The following is an 18,309-nucleotide window of genomic DNA, read 5'->3' as shown; positions in this document are numbered from 1 at the left end:
CGGGAGAGCAGTACTGTGAAGGCGCGGGACAGCGCGGCAGTCCGCGGGGAGGACAGTACAGGACGCCGGTATTTCCGGTACGGGCTTCACAGAACGGATAAAGGGGGGATTCTATGTTCCTGAAAAAGTATGGAGATTTTATTATTGGTGTTTTTTACGCACTGCTGGGGATCGCGCTGATCGCAGCCTCCCGGGCGCTGCCGAAGTCGAAGGTCATGGAAATCGGCCCGGATTTCATGCCGACGCTGATCGGGATCATCATCCTGATCCTTGCCGTCATTCTGCTGATACAGACGAGCCTCAAGCAGAAAAAGAAGCTTGCGGAGCTGGCGGCATCCGACGAGAAGGATGAGGCGGACTACAAGCGAGTGCTGGGGAGCCTCGCGGCGGCGCTGCTCTATGTGAATCTGCTGAAGCCGGTCGGCTTCCTCGTGACGACGCTGGTTTATCTCTTCGTGCAGATCTTCATTCTTGCACCGGATCAGAACCGGACGAAGAAGGATCTGCTCCGCTACCTGATCATCGACGTGATCTTCACCTTCGTGGTTTATATGCTGTTCCGCTTTGGCTTCAAGATCGTATTGCCGGCGGGCATCTTCGCAATCTAAGAGGGAGGGCTGAAATATGAATGCACTTGTACAGCTGGGCTCCGCGTTTGCCGCGGTATGCCGGCCCCTTTCACTGCTTCTGATGGTGGCAGGCGTGGCGATCGGCATCGTCTTCGGTTCAATCCCGGGGCTCTCTGCTTCCATGGCGGTGGCGCTGATGCTCCCGCTGACCTTCAGCATGGAGTCCTCCCTCGGCATGAATGTGCTGGTGGCGGTTTACATCGGCGGCATCTCCGGCGGCTTGATCTCCGCGATCCTGCTGAATATGCCGGGAACGGCCTCCTCGATCGCGACCTGCTTCGACGGGCATCCGATGGCGAAGAACGGAGAGGCAATGAAGGCGCTGGGTGTCGGCATCGTCTTTTCCTTCCTCGGCTCGCTGTTCTCCTTTTTCATTCTGTCCTTCTTTGCGCCGCGGCTTGCGGACATCGCGCTGAAGTTCACGCCGGTGGAGAACTTCGGCATCTGCTTCTTTGCGTTGACGATGGTGGCGATCCTCTCTTCCGGCAACATGGTGAAGGGGCTGCTCGCAGGTCTCTTCGGCTTGGTCTTCTGCTTCATCGGCATGGCACCGATCGACGGCACGCCGCGATTCACCTTCGGGAATCCGGATCTGATGGCAGGCTTTAATCAGCTCACGACGCTGATCGGTATTTTCGCAGTAGCGGATATCCTCGTCTCCGCGGAGGAAATGAACGCAAAGGGCGCGCAGACAATCCCTGTTTCCAAGGTGAAGGGCTTCGGCTTCACGATGAAGGAGTTTGTCTCGTGGCTCCCGGGTGCACTGCGTGCCGCACTGATTGGCACCAGCATCGGCATTCTGCCGGGGATCGGCGGCTCGACCTCCGGGATGCTCGCCTATGTCACGGCGAAGAATATGAGTAAGCATCCGGAGACCTTCGGAACCGGAAATCCGGAGGGGATCGTCGCGACAGAGACGGCGAACAATGCGACGATCGGCGGCGCGCTGATCCCGCTCCTCGTGCTGGGCATCCCCGGAGACGGCGTGACGGCGATGATGCTGGGCGGCTTCCTGATCCACGGGCTTTCCGCCGGACCGCTGCTTTTCATCAAGAATGCGGACGTGGTCTACGGCATCTTCGCAGCCTGTATGGTCTGCGATCTGATTATGCTGATCGTGGAGTGGACCTGTATCAAGGCGTTCGTGCAGGTTCTGAAGGTTCCGAAGCACATCCTGATGCCGCTGATCCTCGTGCTTTGCGCAGTCGGAGCCTATGCGACCAACAACCGTGTCTTCGACGTACAATCCATCATTGTCTTCGGTATCGTCGGCTACCTCTATCACAAGCTGAAGCTGCCGACTACGCCGTTTGTGCTCTGTTTTCTCGTCGGCTCCATGACGGAGACCTATCTCCGGCGCGGCATTATGAGCTACAAGAGCTTCGGCGCGTTCTTCACGCATCCGATCTTCGACTTCTTTTTCTTCGTGGCATGCGCAGTGCTGCTCTGGTCTTTGGTGAAAGAGCTGCGCGGACAGAGGAAGGATGAGGCTGCCGGCTAGGGAAGCAGGGATGAAATCGGAAACAATACGTGCCGGCGGGCGCACTTAAGGAACACGGAAGTGAAGTATTTCCAACAAATAAAATCTACAAAACAGGCTGACCCTCCCGGGAAAGCGGGAGAAGCATATATACGACGGAAATCGTCAGAGGTGGGGCAGATCCCCAAAGGAGGAATCATGAAAAAGAGAGTATTATCAACAATGCTTGCCGGTGCGATGGCGCTGGGACTGATGGCGTGCGGCTCCGGCGCGGCACCTGCGGGGACGGCAGCCGATACGAGTGCAGCGGATACGAGTGCGGCAGATGATGCTTCCGCTCCGGCAGAGACTGCCGTGACGGACTGGAAGCCGAGCGGCGCAGTCTCTCTGGTGCTCCCGGCAGGTGCGGGCGGAGATACGGATCTCTCCGCGAGAATCTTCGCGCAGTATGCCAAGGAGGCGACCGGTGTGGATTTCGTCGTTGTGAACGCAAATGGCGCATCCGGCTCGGTAGCAGCGAATCAGGTGCTTTCCGCGGCAAATGACGGCATGACCGTGCTCTACGGGCATAACCTCGTCAATGTGGCAAGGGTTGCCGGAATCACGGACTATGACTATACGGCATTTACTCTCGGACCGACCTTCGCGAAGAATGATGCGCAGGGACTCTATGTCAGCCCGGAGAAGTACAAGAGCCTCGACGATTTCATCAAGGCGGCGAAGGAGAACCCGGGCAAGCTGAAGGCCTGCACCGAGGTGGGTGCGTATACCTACTATGAGCTTCTGAAGTTCGAGAAGGTGGCGGACATCGATCTCGATCTCGTGGATGTCGGCTCCAATTCGGACAAGGTGACTGCGATGCTCTCCGGACAGGTAGACATGATGCCGGGCGCATTTGTCAACACCAAGGATTATATCGATGCCGGACAGTTCCTCTGCGTAGGGATTCCGACGGCGGAGAGGTCTGCGCTGATGCCGGACATCCCGACGCTGAAGGAGCAGGGAATCGACCTCGTATTCCCGGATCTGGACTATTCCTTCTACTTCCCGAAGGACACCGATGCGTCTGTCATCACATGGTACGAGAATACGGTACAGGCTGTGCTTGCAAACAAGAAGTGCGTAGAGGATCTCGAGAATATGGAGATCAAGCCGTATTATCTTTCTGCGGCGGATTCCGAGGCAAATGACAAGGCGTACCTCGCGACCTTTGAGGAGGTTGCCGCTTCTGTAGAGAAATAAGCGTTGAGGAGCAGAAATCGGGAGCGGGCGCAGCGCCCGTTCCCGTAATATTTAAGGGGGAAAATGTGGGCGGAGAGAGAAAAACGGCGGACAGCTATGTGACGGAGCTGCAGGCCGCATATCGAAGAGTGCGATATGCGGCGTACGGGATGATCGGACTACTGGGACTGTCCCTCGTGCTCAGCTTCCTTCGGAGCTATATGCTGATGCTGCTTTCTCTCGTACTGGTACTGCTCTTCCGCTTCCTCCTCTTCCGAAAAGTGCAGAAGCGGTACATCCGGCGCTGTGAGGAGGCAAATCTCGATCTGACGCTGTATCGGGAGCTCTCCGACCTTGGGGAGGCTATGCATGGGGGGCTCAGCGCGGCAGAGCTCGAAGCGGTCTCGCTGCTCCCGTCGATCGAAGGGGCGGGGACTCTCTATCGCGGCTTCTCCGGCAGGAAGGGAAGTCTATATGTGCAGCTCAGCGACTGCTCCTTCGCGGAACGGAAGGCGGAGGAGGGGATTGCGGCGGAGATCAATACCGGCTGCTGGGTCAGAGTGGAGGGCTTCGGCGCGACAGGGCTGTCGCTCCGTGCGGCAGAGGAGGGACTGTTTCCGGAGGCGCTTCGGGAACGTTTTTTCCGGGAGCAGGGCTTCCGGGAGCTCTCTCTCCCGCCGGGCTATCCGAAGCGGCTTCCTGTCTATGGGAGGGACGGGACGGAGGGGGACAGACTTCCGGCAGCCTTTCTGTCGGCGCTCAGCGCACTCTCCGCCTATACGCCGGGAAAGCTGGGGCTCAGTCTCCGGGACAGCGTGCTGGATGTCTATATCCGCGATCGCTTCCTGTCCGCGCCGTTTTCGGCGAAGCAGTGCGTGAGCCGGGAGCAGCTTCTCCGGAACCCGTTTCCGGAGCTCCTGCATATTATAGCGCTTGCGGAAACGCTTCAGAGCGCGTCACCAACAGGTATTTGCAATTCACTGAAATAGAAACGATTGCTATGAATTTGAAATAGAATTTCAGCGAAAGAGATGAGTAGTATAGAAGAAAGAAGAGGAGAAAAGGATGATTCCGGTAATTACGAAGATGGAGGTTTTCCCGGTAGCGGGACATGACTGCATGGAGCTGAATCTTTCCGGCGCGCATGCGCCGTACTTCACGAGGAATATCGTGATTCTGACGGATTCCAATGGGGTCGAGGGCGTCGGAGAGGTGCCGGGCGGACAGAAGATCACCGCAGCGCTCGAGGCAGTGAAGGAGCTGGTGCTCGGTACGAGGCTCTCCGACTATAAAAATACGCTGAACCGTGTCCGGGAATGGCTGGAGAAGAACATCAAGGATGATGTGCGGGGCTTACAGACCTTCGACCTCCGCACCGGCGTGCATGTCGTGACGGCGATCGAGGCACCGCTTCTGGATCTTCTGGGGAAGTTTCTGGAGGTTCCGGCGGCATCTCTTATGGGGGACGGATTGCAGAGGAGCTCGGTGCGCTTCCTCTCCTACCTCTTCTATGTGGGAGACCGTAAGAAGACCGACCTCCCGTATGAAGAGGAGCCGGATGCGGACTGCGACTGGTACCGTCTCCGTCACGAGGAGGCGATGGATCCGGAGCATATCGTCGCGCTGGCAAGGGCGACGGCAGAGAAGTATGGCTTTGAGGACTTCAAGCTGAAGGGCGGCGTGCTGACACCGGACGAGGAGGTCAGAGCCGTGACAGCGATCAAGGAGGCATTTCCGAACGCCCGCGTGGATCTGGATCCGAACGGCTGCTGGAGCCTCGCGGAGGCGATTCGTGTCGCGCCGGCGCTGAAGAAGGTGCTCGCTTATGTCGAGGATCCCTGCGGTGCGGAGAACGGCTTCTCCGGCAGAGAGATCATGGCGGAGTTCAAGCAGGAGACGGGGATGCCGACCGCGACCAATATGATCGACACCGACTGGCGGCAGATGCGGCACTGCATTACGCTGAAGAGTGTGGATATCCCGCTCGCCGACCCGCATTTCTGGACGATGGAGGGCTCTGTCCGGGTAGGACAGCTCTGCAGCGATTTCGGGCTCATGTGGGGCTGTCACTCCAATAACCATTTCGACATTTCCCTCGCCATGGTCGCACAGTGCGCGGCAGCCGTGCCGGGGAAGCTGAACGGTATCGATACCCACTGGATCTGGCAGGAGGGTAGGGAACGTCTGACGAAGAAGCCGATGGAGATCGTCGGCGGCTGCATTCATGATCTGGACAGGACGGTCGGGCTCGGTGTCGAGGCAGACCGCGCACAGGTGGAGAAGGCGCACAAGCTGTATATCGAGAACTGCCTCGGCGCGAGAGACGATGCGAAGGGGATGCAGTACCTGATCCCGGGCTGGACGTTCGACAACAAGCGTCCCTGCATGGTGCGCTGATGCCCGGTATGCCGGGAGAAAGGATAGTATGACGGAATCTCCGATTATCAAAACAATGCAGGTCATCCCGGTGGCAGGCTATGACAGTATGCTGATGACCCTCTCCGGCTGTCATGCGCCTGCCTTCACCAGAAATCTGGTGGTGCTGACCGACAGCGCCGGACATCAGGGGATCGGCGAGATCCACGGCGGGGACTATACCTGCGACTGTCTGAATGCCGTGCGCCCGCTGGTGGAGGGACAGCCGGTCTCCAGGTATCGGCATATCCTGCAGACGATTCATCGGCTCTCCGCCCCCGATGCGGGAAATGACGGCGAGGGCATACAGACGCTGGACATCTCGAAGCTGAAATTCGTCGTGAAGAGCGAGTGGGCGATCGAGTGTGCGATGCTGGACCTCCTGGGGCAATTCCTCGGTGTGCCGATGTGCGAGTTGCTGGGCGAGGGACAGCAGCGCACAGAGGTCGAGATGCTCGGCTATCTCTTCTATGTCTCGGACAAGAGCCGGGTACCGGCGGGAGAGATGCCTTATCTCGACGAGCGGGACAGCGACGACCCGTGGTTCCGGCTGCGGCGGGAGGAGATCCTGAGCCCGGAACGGATTACGGAGGAGGCGGAGGCGCTGCACGAGAAGTACGGCTTCCGGAGCTTCAAGCTGAAGGGCGGCGTGCTTCGCGGCAGCGAGGAAATGGAGGCGCTCCGTGCCCTGAAGAAGCGTTTCCCGCAGGCACGGATCAACATTGACCCAAACGGGGCGTGGAGCCTCGCAGAGGCGATCGAGCTCTGCCGGGATATGCATGATGTCATCACCTATATGGAGGATCCCTGCGGTCCGGAGGCGGGCTATTCCGGCAGAGAAATCATGCGGGAGTTCAAGAATGCGACCCAATTCCAGGTGGCGACCAATATGATCGCGACCGACTGGCGGCAGTTCTATCACACCGTAAGCCTGAACGCCTGCGACATCATCCTCGCGGATCCGCACTTCTGGGGCTTTGAGGGAGCGATCCGGATGTCCCAGCTCCTGCATTCCTGGGGGCTGACATGGGGGGTACATTCCAATAACCACTTCGATATCACGCTTGCCGCCTTCGCACAGGTCGGCGCAGCCGCGGTGGGAGAGCCTGCGCCGCTGGATACCCATTGGATCTGGCAGGACGGGCAGAACCTGCTTCTGGATACGCCGGAGATCAGGGACGGAAAACTGCGGGTGCCGGAGGGCTCCGGGCTGGGGGTGCATCTCGACATGGCGCGGGTAGAGGAGGCGAACCGTCTCTACCGCCGGCTTCCGAGCCACGATCGGGACGATGCGAAGGCGATGCAGTACCTGATCCCGGGCTGGAAATACGACCACAGGAAGCCCTGTCTGGTACGCTGAACGATGGAAAGCCTGCTGAGCATGCTGCATTCGCAGCTCGTCCTCTTCGTCTATATGGCGGCGGGGGTCTATGCGGAGCGGAAGGGGCTTCTGGATGAACAGAGCAGGAAGAAGCTGACGGCGCTGATTCTGCAGCTTACGCTGCCCTGCATGATCTTCGGCTCCTTCAATAAGCCGCTGACAGCGGAGGTGCTGCGGCGGACGGGGCTTGCTTTTCTGGTAGCGCTCTGCATTGCCCTTTTGTCCTTCCTCCTCGGGAAGCTTCTCTACAATTTCTGCCCGCGGGAGAAGCGCAGTATCCTCGAATACTGTACGCTGGTCAACAACTCCGGCTTTCTGGGAATGCCGCTGGTTTCCTCTGTATTCGGGGAGGAGGGACTGCTGATCGCCTCGATCTTCATTATCCCGAATCGAATTCTGATGTGGACGGCGGGACTCTCACTGTTTACGCAGTCGGACTTCCGGACGCGGCTCCGCAATATTCTGCTGAACCCCTGCATCGTCACCGTCTATCTGGGGCTTTTTCGGCGGCTGCTGAATCTGCCGTTTCCGTCCTTTCTGGATACGGCGGTGAGCAGGATCGGCGCATTGACCTCGCCGCTTTCCATGATGCTCATCGGGACGATGCTGCTCGGCGTGCGCTGGAGGGAGCTGCTGGAGCCGGCGATCTTCTATCAGTCCTTCGTGCGGCTGCTCGCGCTGCCCTTTACAGCGCTGGGCATCCTGCGTCTTCTGCACTGTGATCCGCTGGTGAGCGGGGTTTCGCTTGCACTGACGGGAATGCCGGCAGGTTCTACGGCGGTGCTGCTTGCGACGCAGTATGGGGCGGACGAGCGCTTCGCCTCGCGGCTGGTGGTCTCGTCCACGGTGCTTTCGCTCTTCACCGCACCGCTTCTGATGCTGCTGCTCTGAGGTCTGAGGAAGCATGGATGAAATCCGGGAAAGCACGCCCATGGCACGTGCGTCAGGAATCAATCGGCGTTTCCTTAAATGGAATTAAATGGAATGAATTGAAATAAATCATTCAAAATCCCTGCCATTTGACGGATCCGGCAGAATAAAGATATTTTTTGGCGATATTCAGCGTAGTCATGGCGGGAAATATCGCATACCATAGTGCCGTGACAGGAAAAACGAGCTGCGGCACAGACACCGCGGCGGGGAAATACAGGCGGTCTTTGTCGCCGAGAGGAAAGAAAGAGAGGAAACAAAATGAGAGTAGGATTCGTAGGACTGGGAATCATGGGACGCCCGATGGCGAAGAATCTCCTGAAGGCGGGCTATGAGCTGACTGTCTTTGACTTCAATGCGGACTCCGTTGCGGACGTAGTGGCGGCAGGCGCGAAGGCGGCAGGCTGCAACAGAGAGGTCGCAGCCACTTCTGACGTGGTTATCACGATGGTGCCGAATTCTCCGCATGTGCGTGCAGCGGTATTCGGCGAGAATGGTCTCGCGGAGGGCTTCCGTGCCGGCGAGTCCGTGCTGATTGATATGTCCTCCATTGACCCGGTTGAGTCCAAGAAGATCGCGGCTGAGCTTGAGAAGATCGGTGTGGATATGCTGGACTGCCCGGTATCCGGCGGAGAGCCAAAGGCGATCGACGGCACCCTGTCCGTCATGTGCGGCGGCAGGAAGGAGACCTGGGACAGGTTCTATGATATGCTCATGGTGATGGCAGGCTCCGTAGTCTACGTCGGACCGATCGGCTCCGGCAATGTCGCGAAGCTCGCCAATCAGATGGTGGTTGCCGCCAACATCGGCATCGTGGCAGAGGCGCTCACCTTCGCAAAGAAGGCAGGCACGGATCCGGAGCTCGTATATCAGGCGATCCGAGGCGGTCTCGCAGGCTCTACAGTAATGGATGCCAAGGCACCGATGATGCTCTCCGGAAACTACAAGCCGGGCTTCCGTATCGACCTTCATATCAAGGATCTGACCAATGCGCTCAATGCTTCTCATGCCATCAATATGCCGGTGCCGATGACCGCACACATGATGGAGGTTATGCAGGAGCTGAAGAACCACGATGAGGGCGGCTGCGACCATGACGACATCGTGCGCTACTATGAGAGAATGACCGGGGTTTCCATCGCGAAGTAAGCGGCGAAAGGCGGCAGGATGAATACAGATTTTATCAAGGGCGTTGTCGTACCGATTATCACCGTGATCGACGGAGAGGAGCGGATTGACGAGGCGGGGATGCGGAAGCAGGTAGATTATGTCATCGAGAACGGGATGCACGGCATCCTCGCCTTCGGCTCCAACGGCGAGTTCTATGAGCTCGAGGAGGATGAGATGGAGCGCGGGCTCCGGATCATGGCAGAGCAGGCGGCGGGGAGGGTTCCGGTCTACTTCGGGATCGGGGCGATCAATACGAGGAAGTGCGTCCGTCTCGCACAGATGGCGGTACGGAACGGTGCCGCGTGCGTGTCTGTCCTTCAGCCGATGTTCCTGAAGCCGACGTATGAGGAGCTGTACCGGCATTTCAGGACGATCGCGGAGGCGGTTCCGGAGACACCGGTGCTTCTGTACAATAATCCGGGCAGGGTCGGCTACGGATTGAGTATCGAGCTCGTGACGGCGCTTGCCCATGATGTGCCGAATATCGTCGGAATGAAGGATACCTCAGGGGATATCACGCTGACCGAGGAATGCGTGCGCCGGAACCGGGACGTTTCGTTCAAGGTCTTCGGCGGGAAGGATACACTGCTCTATGCCTCCCTCTGTGTGGGCGCGGTAGGCGGCGTATGTACCGCCGGGAACTTTATGCCCGAGCTGATCGGCGCGGTCTATGAGAGGTTCATACAGGGTGATCTCAAGGGCTCTCTGGAGGCGCAGTTTAGGCTGAACCCGGTGCGGCTTGCGATGGACAAGGCGTCATTCCCTGTTGCCGCGAAGGATATGGCGGCGCTCCGCGGCATTCCGGCGGGATCGCCGTACCTTCCGTCACTTCCGACTGTAAAAGCGGAGACGCTCGAGCTCTTCCGGAGCGTGATGCGTGATGCGGGACTGCTCTGAGACTGTTCGCAAGTTAAGAGGGGTAAGGTGCAAAAGCGGCAGGAGGTCTTTTTAGATCTCCTGCCGTTTTTCTTTTCAGCTGTTAAATGCGTTTTATCGATATCAGAGGTGCTGCCGTTCTGTTTCGATCGGCGGCACATTTTCTGTATTGCGGGCAGGATATGCTGCACGCAGATTGTAGGAACGGATCATATCAATCAGTACATTTTCCGGGATCGTGAGGTAGGTGCGTTTCCGGTAGGCGACTGCGGTGGTCCAGCATGGGTGCGGCTTTACCGAGAAATAGACCATGGGTGCGCGCTTGTCAATATAGGACTGCGGAAAGAAGGCGGCACAGAGGTTTTCTGAGATCATATTGAGCTTGGTACGGCTGCTGCCGGTACAAAAGAGCACATGCGGCTGCATTCCGGCATAGGCAAAGGCAGCATTTTCCATATCATGGCTGAGCGTCTCTGGACCGCTGGTGACAAAGGGCGTATCCGACAGGCAGGAGAGCTCGAGTTCAGGCAGCGTTCGCCAGCTCTCCTCTCCGGCGAGAGGGGCGAGGGGATGCTCCCGTGGGAGCCCCAGCACCATTTCCTCCCGAACGCCGGCAACATAGGTGAAGTCCGGATTCAGAGAGCTGTCTGTATAGGAGGTGCAGGCGAGGGTGACCTCCTTCCGGGCGAGCGCCTGTTCCATTCCCTTGTTTCTTGCTTCCTTGATCCGAAACGTGATTTGCGGATAGAGCGTATGGAAGGCGGGGTAAATCTTCGAGAACATCTCTGAGCCGCGCTCCGGAGTGAAGGCAATGGAGATCTCGCCGGTTTTTTCCTCTGTGATATCATGGAGAAGCTTATATGTGCTGTCGCGGATGTCGACCAGCCTGCGGGCGTTTTCCAGATACACGCTTCCTGCGAAGGTGGGGAGCATCATATGGCTCCGGCGCTCGAAAAGTGCCGTCCCGATTTCTTTTTCCAGCTTCAAAAGCTGTTGGTTCAGCGCGGATTGCGTGATAAATAGTTTTTGAGCTGCCTTGGAAATGCTCTTTTCCTTTTCGATAGCAAGGATATATTCAACCTGATGCAGATCCACTTTCATTCCCCCCTTTTTATATGACTTAATTATAATAAGAGAAAATATAAATATCAATAAGTTGAACTGATAAAGTGTGTGGATATATAGTAAAAACAGAGACTTAAAAAGAAGCTGTCAGACCGGAGGAAGATACAATTCCCTTCGGGGATCAGGAGAGAGGGAGAAAAGGAGGAGGAAAATGCCATTTCGATGTACAAAACCGACGCCGGATCCGGTCGCCACACTGGCGTACCGTCCATGGGAGCTCGCCATCGAGCCGTTTCAGCTTTCACCGCAGACTTGGTATGTTTCCGGACAGACATGGGTCGGCGCATATCTGATCGATACCGGAGACGGCTGCATTCTTATCGATACGGCGATACCGGAAAGCCTGGCAATGCTGGTAGAGTCGATTATGAAGCTGGGCTACAGGCTGACGGATATCAGGAAGATTCTTCTTAGCCATGCACATTTCGATCACTGCGGTGCAGCGGAGCAGCTCCGGAGGATGTGCGGCGCAGAGCTTTGGATGTCGAGAGAGGACTGGGAATTTTATCGGAATGTGCCGGAGGAGACACTGGTACTGGATAAGGACTCTCATCCACAGGACTTTGCAGCGGATCATTTCTATCAGGATGATCGGCCGATCGAGCTTGGAAATATCCGGATTCGTACGATGCTGACGCCCGGACATACGATCGGCTGCACCTCCTTCTTCTGGGAGGAGAAAAATCCGGCGGATGGGAAGACCTATACGCTGGGCATGCATGGCGGAGTCGGAGCCAATACGATGAATGACCGATACTACAGCACCAGCAAATGGCTGACACCGGCGCTTCGGGATCGCTTCTTGGCAGACGAGGAGAAGCTCACGGCGCTCCATGTGGATATCGCGCTGCCGAGTCACCCGAACCAGATTGAGATTGTGGATCGTGCCGGAACCTATACGAATGAGAATAACATTTACTGCGACGAAACGGTATGGGCGGATTTCATCCGGGAACGGGTACGGCAGGTAAGAGCACTTATGTAAGCTTCGCCTTTTCAGGAGAAAGCGGAGCCGGTTTAAAAAGGAGATTGCTATGTCACAGTTAACGATCGTGCTGCTGGTCACCTTGTTTATGATGATCATGTTCATCTGGCACAAGGTGCCGTTTGGCGTTACGACAATGCTTTGCTGTCTGATTCTCGCTGCTGCCGGAGTTGTCGAACTGAATAAGGCGTTCACCGGATTTGGAAACAAAACGGTGGTTCTGATTGCGCCGACGCTCGCACTCTCTGCGGCATTGACGAAGACGGAGCTGGTTGGGAAGATTTCAGGCTGGTTAAACGGGCTGAAGGGGAAAAATGGAATGCTGCTGATTCTCGCCTTTTTCGGGATTGCCGCCATTTTCTCGCAGTTTGTGCCATCTACGGCGGCACTGGCGATTCTCGTGGTATTTCTGACGACGCTGGACGATGCCGGAGAGATTACGGCAAAGAGACTGATTCTGCCGCTTTTGGGAGTCATGGTTGCATGGAAGTTCCGGCTGCCGGTCGGACTCGGCGCATCCACCTTTGCGACGCTGAACGGCTTCTATGAGGGAATCCTGTCCGACCCTGCATTTCAGATTCGGCTGCTGGACCCGTTCCGTTTTGCGGTCATTCCGATCGTGGTGCTGACTCTTTACTGCGTATTCTGCTGGAGGCTGATGCCGAAGGAGGCGGACAGCACAGTGGATACCTCTAAGCTGAAGCACAGAGAGGCAGAGCTGCTGCCGAAGAATAAGCAAAATCTGGTTTATATCATATTCTGTCTTGTTATGCTGGCTATGATCTTTAACAAATATACAGGACAGTGGCTGTATCTTGCACCGGCACTGGGGGTGCTTCTCCTTATCATGACAGGCTGTCTTACAGCGCAGCAGGCATCGAAGGAAATGAGCTGCGATATGATCTGGATGCTGGCAGGCGTGCTGGTTGTAGCGGATGCGATCGGGCAGTCCGGCGCAGCCGATGTGATCGGAAATTTCATTCTGCGGCTGATCGGCGAGAACCCGAGCTCCTTCAGGGTTATGCTGATCTTCTCTGCTGCAACCGTTATTATGACGACCTTCATTTCCAATATGGGGACGCAGTCCGTACTGATTCCGATTGCAGCATCGGTGGCGCTGGCAGCAGGCTGGGACCCGAGGGGGCTCGTGCTCATCATCGGTACGGCGAACTACTTCGCTGTGGGATTTCCGTCCGGTTCGGGCGAGTGTGCGGTGGCATTTGCTGCCGGAGGCTATAATCCCGCCAAGGTTCTCCGATTCACGCTTCCCTATATGCTGCTGGCGATGCTGTCCTGCGCCGTATCCGCGCAGCTGCTTTATCCGCTCGCCTGAATTTGTGGAGTATTCGTAGCCGCTGAGAAAACCGGCAGATATATCAGGGAACCGTCGGGAGCCGGATGCGATGGGGAAAGCCATACGCGGGTAAGAAGTAGGGGCAATCATCCTGCAGGGCTTGACGGCAGCTCCGGAGCGGTATACAATGAAATTCAATCGAATAGAGTGAACGGGAGCTTGCGGGACGAGCTGAGAGTCGGGTGTTGCCTGAGACCGTCAACCTGATTTGGGTAATGCCAACGTAGGGATACACGAGGAAATGTGTTTATGTTTATGGGAGTTGTCCGGATTTGGGCAGCTCCCATTTTATTTGAAAGGAGAATGTATCATGCTGAAGGAAATGCTGGACCATGTGCGGGAGAGGAAGCCTCTGATCCATAATATCACAAACTATGTAACGGTCAATGACTGCGCGAACATCCTTCTTGCCTGCGGCGCTTCACCGATTATGTCGGATGAGATCGCGGAGGTGGAGGAGATCACCGCTCTCTGCGCCGGTCTGAACCTTAATATCGGCACACTGAACGCCCGGACGATCCCGTCCATGATAGCAGCAGGAAAAAAGGCGAATGCGCTGGGGCACCCTGTGGTGCTGGATCCGGTGGGCGCAGGGGCCTCTTCGCTTCGCACCGAAACTGCGCAGCGGCTTTTGGAGGAGCTGCGCTTCGCCGCGATTCGCGGAAATATCTCGGAGATCAAAACGCTGGCTTTCGGCAGCGGCAGCACGCAGGGAGTAGACGCCGATGCGCTGGATGCCGTTACGGAGGAGACCCTGCCGCAGACGGTGCGCTTCGCGAAGGATTTCGCGGCGAGAACCGGCGCGGTGATTGCCATTACCGGCGTGATCGATGTCGTTGCCGACGCAGAGAAGGCATACTGCATTTACAACGGTCATCCGATGATGAGCAGGATCACCGGCACCGGCTGTCAGCTTTCGGCGCTGACGGCCGCTTATCTCGCGGCGAATCCCCGGCAGGCGCTTTCTGCTACTGCTGCTGCCGTTTCTGTGATGGGCGTCTGCGGTCAGCTTGCGCATGACAGGCTCGGCGCACTGGACGGCAATGTGAGCTACCGCGGCTACATCATTGATGCAGTCTTCAACCTGGATGGCGATACGCTGGAAAAGAGCGCGAAGCTCCGGGAGATGTGAGCAGGAAGGAGGGAAAAGGATGCGCTGTCAGAGAGAGAATATGCTGCTCTATGCGGTGACGGATCGGGCGTGGGTCGGGAAACAGAGTCTGCCGGAGCAGGTGGAATGCGCGCTCAGGGGCGGCGTGACCTGTGTCCAGCTTCGGGAAAAGCAGCTGGACGAGCAGGCATTTTTTCAGGAGGCGCTGGAAATGAAGCGGCTGTGCCGGAAATATCACGTCCCCTTCCTTATTGATGATAATGTGGAGCTTGCCATACGGTGCGGTGCGGACGGCGTGCATGTGGGGCAGTCCGATATGAATGCAGGGAAGGTGCGCAGTCTGATAGGAGACGGCATGCTCCTCGGCGTTTCCGTACAGACGGTGGAGCAGGCGCTCGCCGCGCAGGATGCCGGCGCAGATTATCTGGGTGTCGGCGCGGTATTTGCCACCTCCACCAAGCAGGACGCGGAGGCGGTTTCCCATGAGGCGCTTCGGCGGATCTGCGCGGCCGTACAGATCCCGGTGGTGGCGATCGGCGGCATCGGACAGGGGAATATTCTGGAGCTCTCGGGAACCGGGGTGGATGGTGTCGCCGTCGTATCCGCCATTTTCGGTGCGGAGGATATCGAGTCCTCCTGCAGGGCGCTTTCGGCGCTTTCACGGAAAATGGTGGGGAAATGATCCGGGGCGCCATTTTCGATGCGGATGGGACGCTGCTTGATTCCATGCCGGTTTGGGATACCCTCGCGGAGGACTACCTTCGTTCTCTCGGGATCGAGCCGGCGGAGAAGCTGAGCGAGAGATTCAGATCCTTCAGTCTGGAGCAATCCGCAGCGTATTACCGCACGGTATATAGGGTGAGCTTACGTACAGAGGAGATCGTGGACGGTGTGAAGCGAATGCTCGCGGCGTTCTATCGGGAGAGGGCGCCGTTGAAGCCCGGTGCCGCCGAATTTCTGCGGGAGCTCAGAGAAAACGGGATCGGGCTGTGCATCGCGACTGCGACGGATCGGAAGCTGATAGAGGCGGCGCTTTCCCGTCTCGGGCTAAGCGAATTGTTTTCTGGTATTTTCACCTGTGCCTCCGTCGGGAAAAGCAAGGAAGAGCCGGATATTTACCGCGCGGCACAGGAGCGGCTCGGGACGGATAAAAAGGATACTTGGGTTTTCGAAGACGCATATCACGCGGCAGAGACTGCAAAGAGGGACGGCTTTTCCGTCGCGGCGGTCTTCGATCCCTCGGAGAAGCGGCAGGAGCAGCTATGCCGCATTTCGGACGTTTATATTCGAGCCTTCCGGGAATGGCTTCCGTTTCGCGCGGAAAGCTTTTGCTGAGCGCGCAGAGAGGAAGGCGCGGCATCCGGGGCATTTCGCGCGCTGCATTTCCATGCCCCAAGACAAGGAGAAAAAATGAAAACAGCATTATCCATCGCCGGCAGCGATTGCAGCGGAGGGGCAGGGATCCAGGCGGATCTGAAGACAATGACCATGAACGGCGTTTTCGCCATGAGCGCAATCACGGCGCTGACGGCGCAGAACACGACCGGCGTGCGCGCGATCCACGAAGTCAGCCCGGAATTCCTGCGGCAGCAGCTCGACGCGGTATTCGAGGATATCCGTCCGGACGCGGTGAAGCTCGGGATGCTTTCCTCTTCTGTGCTGATTGAGGTCGTCGCGGAGCGGCTCCGCTTCTATCGGGCGGAGAATATCGTAGTGGATCCGGTGATGGTCGCGACCAGCGGCGCACAGCTCATTTCCGCTGCTGCGGTGGAAACGATGAAGAAGGAGCTGCTGCCGCTGGCGACGGTGCTGACGCCGAACATCCCGGAGGCGGAGATTCTCTCGGGACAGAAAATTTCGGAGGAAGCAGATATGACGGACGCGGCGCGTCACATCAGCGAGCGCTACGGCTGTGCGGTGCTGTGCAAGGGCGGGCACAGCGTGAACGACGCGAATGACCTGCTCTATACCGGGGGACGCGCAAAGTGGTTCTATGGCAGGCGGATCGAGAACCCCAATACCCACGGCACGGGCTGTACGCTGTCCAGCGCCATCGCCGCAAATCTCGCGAAGGGCTGCACGCTGGAGGAGGCTGTCAGGAAGGCGAAGGACTATATTTCCGCTGCGCTTTCGGACATGCTGGATCTGGGCAGGGGAAGCGGACCGATGAATCACGCGTTTTCGCTGTGCGGTGAATTCAGGGACTGAAGGCAATGGAAAATGAAGGGAATTTTATGACGAAGCAGAAGTTTGATGGCTATGCAGCGCAGTATGATGCCTGGTTTATGGAGAATGAAAACCTGTTCCGGAGTGAGCTCAGGCTCCTCAGGAGGGCACTGGGTGAGATCGAGGGGCGGCGGGTGCTCTCGGTCGGCTGCGGGAGCGGTCTGTTCGAGAGCATGATTGATTGCAGCGGCATCGAGGGCATCGAGCCGTCCCGGGATATGGGCACTATCGCGGAGAAGCGCGGCGTGCATCTCCTTGGCTATCTTGCGATTGAGGAAGCGCAGCTGGAGCGGAATGCCTACGATGTGATCTATCTGAACGGCAGCTCCAGTTATATGGAGGATCTCCCGCGTGCCTTCTCGATCTGCAGGAGGGCGCTGAAAAAGGGCGGACGGTTCATCTCACTGGATGTCCCCAAGGAGAGCGCCTTCGGCTTCATGTATCTGCTGGCGAAGAATGTCGGAAGCTTCCGTCATCCGGATCTCATAGATGTGATGCCGGGTCTTCCGTATCCGCTGGAGCTGTGCAGCGCGGGCGTATGGCATTCCACCGAGGAGAAGATCGGCGTGCTGAGGGCGCTCGGCTTCCATGATTTCACATTTTATCAGACGCTCCTCAGGAATCCCATGTATACCAACGAAGAGGCGGAGGAGGTAGTCGAGGGCTACCGGAGCGGAGGCTATGTCGCGATCATCGCAGAGAAGTAAGGAGATACCATGAAGCTTTCGAAGAGACTCTATGCGTGCGCGCAGACACTCTGGCCGCGTTATTTACAGCACCCCTTTGTCAGGGAGATGGCGGAGGGAACGCTGCCGGTCGAGAAGTTCCGCTTCTATATGCTGCAGGACTCCATTTATCTGAGAGACTACATGAAGATCCTCGCGGCGATCCTCCTTAAATCCGATGATTTTGAGGAGATGCGCTTCCTGTGCGGGGAAATGTCGAATACGATCGAGGAGACCTTTCGGACGCATATCCCGTATATGAAGCAGCTCGGCATTCCGGAAGCAGAGCTTCGGGAAACGGCTGCGCATATCGATAACAGCGCCTATACGCAGTATATGCTCTGTACGGCGCAGGCGGGCGACGTGCTGACCGGGCTGGTTCTTCTTTTGAACTGTTCCTGGAGCTATGCCTATATCGCGGAAAAAATGGCGGAGCGCTATGCCGGGGCAGTCGGGAGGGAGAGCTACAGCGCGTGGTTTTCGGCTTACCTTTCCGTATCGTACCGGCAGGCAAACCAGGCGCTCATTGACAGGATCGACGGAATGGCGGGGGACATCCGTGAGGAGAGGGTGCGGCAGCTCTGTGAAATCTTCGAGAAATGCTGCCTTTTCGAACTGCGCTTCTGGGACGCGGTATATGCAGGGAAGAATGATACTGAACGATTTTGAAAGAAAAAGGAT

Annotated in this window: 17 protein-coding genes, 1 pseudogene and 1 riboswitch; of the genes and pseudogenes, 17 read left to right on the top strand and 1 reads right to left on the bottom strand. The window is 57.4% G+C overall.

The annotated features are described in order from the left end of the window. Positions 1-113: 113 nt before the first annotated feature. The 9 genes and pseudogenes from HW273_RS10170 (at position 114) to HW273_RS10130 (ending at position 10,123) form a co-directional block, all read left to right on the top strand. Positions 114-608: a tripartite tricarboxylate transporter TctB family protein gene (locus HW273_RS10170; protein ID WP_179012060.1), complete on the top strand. Its 495-nt coding sequence runs from the start codon at positions 114-116 to the stop codon at positions 606-608. Between the two features lie 16 nt (positions 609-624). Then, positions 625-2,130 (top strand): tripartite tricarboxylate transporter permease, encoded by a 1,506-nt coding sequence (locus HW273_RS10165; protein WP_179012058.1) that lies wholly within the window; start codon positions 625-627, stop codon positions 2,128-2,130. 177 nt (positions 2,131-2,307) lie between these two features. After that, positions 2,308-3,351 (top strand): tripartite tricarboxylate transporter substrate binding protein, encoded by a 1,044-nt coding sequence (locus HW273_RS10160; protein WP_179012056.1) that lies wholly within the window; start codon positions 2,308-2,310, stop codon positions 3,349-3,351. A 65-nt stretch (positions 3,352-3,416) separates the two neighbouring features. Continuing rightward, entirely contained in the window at positions 3,417-4,319 is a 903-nt protein-coding gene (locus tag HW273_RS10155; RefSeq protein ID WP_179012054.1) for a hypothetical protein, read from the top strand. Positions 4,320-4,395: 76 nt separating this feature from the next. Continuing rightward, positions 4,396-5,727, top strand: a complete 1,332-nt coding sequence (locus HW273_RS10150) for an enolase C-terminal domain-like protein (RefSeq protein ID WP_179012053.1) — start codon at positions 4,396-4,398, stop codon at positions 5,725-5,727. Between the two features lie 28 nt (positions 5,728-5,755). Then, the gene (locus HW273_RS10145) at positions 5,756-7,105 is read left to right on the top strand and encodes an enolase C-terminal domain-like protein (protein ID WP_179012051.1); all 1,350 of its coding nucleotides are present in this window, start codon (positions 5,756-5,758) and stop codon (positions 7,103-7,105) included. A gap of 21 nt (positions 7,106-7,126) precedes the next feature. Then, positions 7,127-8,017, top strand: a complete 891-nt coding sequence (locus HW273_RS10140) for an AEC family transporter (protein WP_243206791.1) — start codon at positions 7,127-7,129, stop codon at positions 8,015-8,017. A gap of 294 nt (positions 8,018-8,311) precedes the next feature. Continuing rightward, positions 8,312-9,205: pseudogene (garR, locus tag HW273_RS10135) on the top strand (2-hydroxy-3-oxopropionate reductase); the annotation flags it as partial. Between the two features lie 18 nt (positions 9,206-9,223). Beyond that, positions 9,224-10,123, top strand: a complete 900-nt coding sequence (locus HW273_RS10130; protein WP_179012046.1) for a dihydrodipicolinate synthase family protein — start codon at positions 9,224-9,226, stop codon at positions 10,121-10,123. 102 nt (positions 10,124-10,225) lie between these two features. Here HW273_RS10130 and HW273_RS10125 read toward each other — a convergent pair whose 3' ends face one another. Next, a complete protein-coding gene (locus tag HW273_RS10125; protein ID WP_179012044.1) occupies positions 10,226-11,197 on the bottom strand; it encodes a LysR family transcriptional regulator in 972 nt (323 codons plus the stop codon). Positions 11,198-11,378: 181 nt separating this feature from the next. Between HW273_RS10125 and HW273_RS10120 the strand changes: the two genes are divergently transcribed. The 8 genes from HW273_RS10120 (at position 11,379) to tenA (ending at position 18,297) form a co-directional block, all read left to right on the top strand. After that, a complete protein-coding gene (locus tag HW273_RS10120; RefSeq protein ID WP_179012042.1) occupies positions 11,379-12,212 on the top strand; it encodes an MBL fold metallo-hydrolase in 834 nt (277 codons plus the stop codon). A gap of 49 nt (positions 12,213-12,261) precedes the next feature. Further along, a complete protein-coding gene (locus HW273_RS10115; protein ID WP_179012041.1) occupies positions 12,262-13,545 on the top strand; it encodes an SLC13 family permease in 1,284 nt (427 codons plus the stop codon). 162 nt (positions 13,546-13,707) lie between these two features. Next, positions 13,708-13,814, top strand: a riboswitch (TPP riboswitch). 62 nt (positions 13,815-13,876) lie between these two features. Beyond that, positions 13,877-14,698, top strand: coding sequence for a hydroxyethylthiazole kinase (gene thiM, locus HW273_RS10110; protein ID WP_179012039.1), 822 nt, complete (start codon positions 13,877-13,879; stop codon positions 14,696-14,698). Positions 14,699-14,717: 19 nt separating this feature from the next. Beyond that, positions 14,718-15,359, top strand: coding sequence for a thiamine phosphate synthase (gene thiE, locus HW273_RS10105; RefSeq protein WP_179012037.1), 642 nt, complete (start codon positions 14,718-14,720; stop codon positions 15,357-15,359). Further along, a complete protein-coding gene (locus HW273_RS10100; protein WP_179012035.1) occupies positions 15,356-16,012 on the top strand; it encodes an HAD family hydrolase in 657 nt (218 codons plus the stop codon). Before thiE ends, HW273_RS10100 begins: the two co-directional genes overlap by 4 nt. A 75-nt stretch (positions 16,013-16,087) precedes the next feature. Next, entirely contained in the window at positions 16,088-16,885 is a 798-nt protein-coding gene (gene thiD, locus HW273_RS10095) for a bifunctional hydroxymethylpyrimidine kinase/phosphomethylpyrimidine kinase (RefSeq protein ID WP_179012034.1), read from the top strand. A gap of 26 nt (positions 16,886-16,911) precedes the next feature. Further along, a complete protein-coding gene (locus HW273_RS10090) occupies positions 16,912-17,610 on the top strand; it encodes a class I SAM-dependent DNA methyltransferase (RefSeq protein ID WP_179012032.1) in 699 nt (232 codons plus the stop codon). 9 nt (positions 17,611-17,619) lie between these two features. After that, positions 17,620-18,297 (top strand): thiaminase II, encoded by a 678-nt coding sequence (gene tenA, locus HW273_RS10085; RefSeq protein WP_179012031.1) that lies wholly within the window; start codon positions 17,620-17,622, stop codon positions 18,295-18,297. Positions 18,298-18,309: the final 12 nt, after the last annotated feature.

It is taken from the genome of Oribacterium sp. oral taxon 102 (genome assembly GCF_013394775.1).
In the GTDB taxonomy this organism is placed as follows: Bacteria; Bacillota; Clostridia; order Lachnospirales; family Lachnospiraceae; genus Oribacterium.
This window is presented reverse-complemented; position numbering and strand designations above follow the sequence as displayed.

Bases quoted from the DNA above. Each gene is read 5' to 3' on its own strand.
- HW273_RS10170 (WP_179012060.1), top strand. From the start codon at position 114: ATGTTCCTGAAAAAGTATGGAGATTTTATTATTGGTGTTTTTTACGCA.
- HW273_RS10165 (WP_179012058.1), top strand. From the start codon at position 625: ATGAATGCACTTGTACAGCTGGGCTCCGCGTTTGCCGCGGTATGCCGG.
- HW273_RS10160 (WP_179012056.1), top strand. From the start codon at position 2,308: ATGAAAAAGAGAGTATTATCAACAATGCTTGCCGGTGCGATGGCGCTG.
- HW273_RS10150 (WP_179012053.1), top strand. From the start codon at position 4,396: ATGATTCCGGTAATTACGAAGATGGAGGTTTTCCCGGTAGCGGGACAT.
- HW273_RS10145 (WP_179012051.1), top strand. From the start codon at position 5,756: ATGACGGAATCTCCGATTATCAAAACAATGCAGGTCATCCCGGTGGCA.
- HW273_RS10140 (WP_243206791.1), top strand. From the start codon at position 7,127: ATGCTGCATTCGCAGCTCGTCCTCTTCGTCTATATGGCGGCGGGGGTC.
- HW273_RS10130 (WP_179012046.1), top strand. From the start codon at position 9,224: ATGAATACAGATTTTATCAAGGGCGTTGTCGTACCGATTATCACCGTG.
- HW273_RS10120 (WP_179012042.1), top strand. From the start codon at position 11,379: ATGCCATTTCGATGTACAAAACCGACGCCGGATCCGGTCGCCACACTG.
- HW273_RS10115 (WP_179012041.1), top strand. From the start codon at position 12,262: ATGTCACAGTTAACGATCGTGCTGCTGGTCACCTTGTTTATGATGATC.
- thiM (WP_179012039.1), top strand. From the start codon at position 13,877: ATGCTGAAGGAAATGCTGGACCATGTGCGGGAGAGGAAGCCTCTGATC.
- thiE (WP_179012037.1), top strand. From the start codon at position 14,718: ATGCGCTGTCAGAGAGAGAATATGCTGCTCTATGCGGTGACGGATCGG.
- HW273_RS10100 (WP_179012035.1), top strand. From the start codon at position 15,356: ATGATCCGGGGCGCCATTTTCGATGCGGATGGGACGCTGCTTGATTCC.
- thiD (WP_179012034.1), top strand. From the start codon at position 16,088: ATGAAAACAGCATTATCCATCGCCGGCAGCGATTGCAGCGGAGGGGCA.
- HW273_RS10090 (WP_179012032.1), top strand. From the start codon at position 16,912: ATGACGAAGCAGAAGTTTGATGGCTATGCAGCGCAGTATGATGCCTGG.
- tenA (WP_179012031.1), top strand. From the start codon at position 17,620: ATGAAGCTTTCGAAGAGACTCTATGCGTGCGCGCAGACACTCTGGCCG.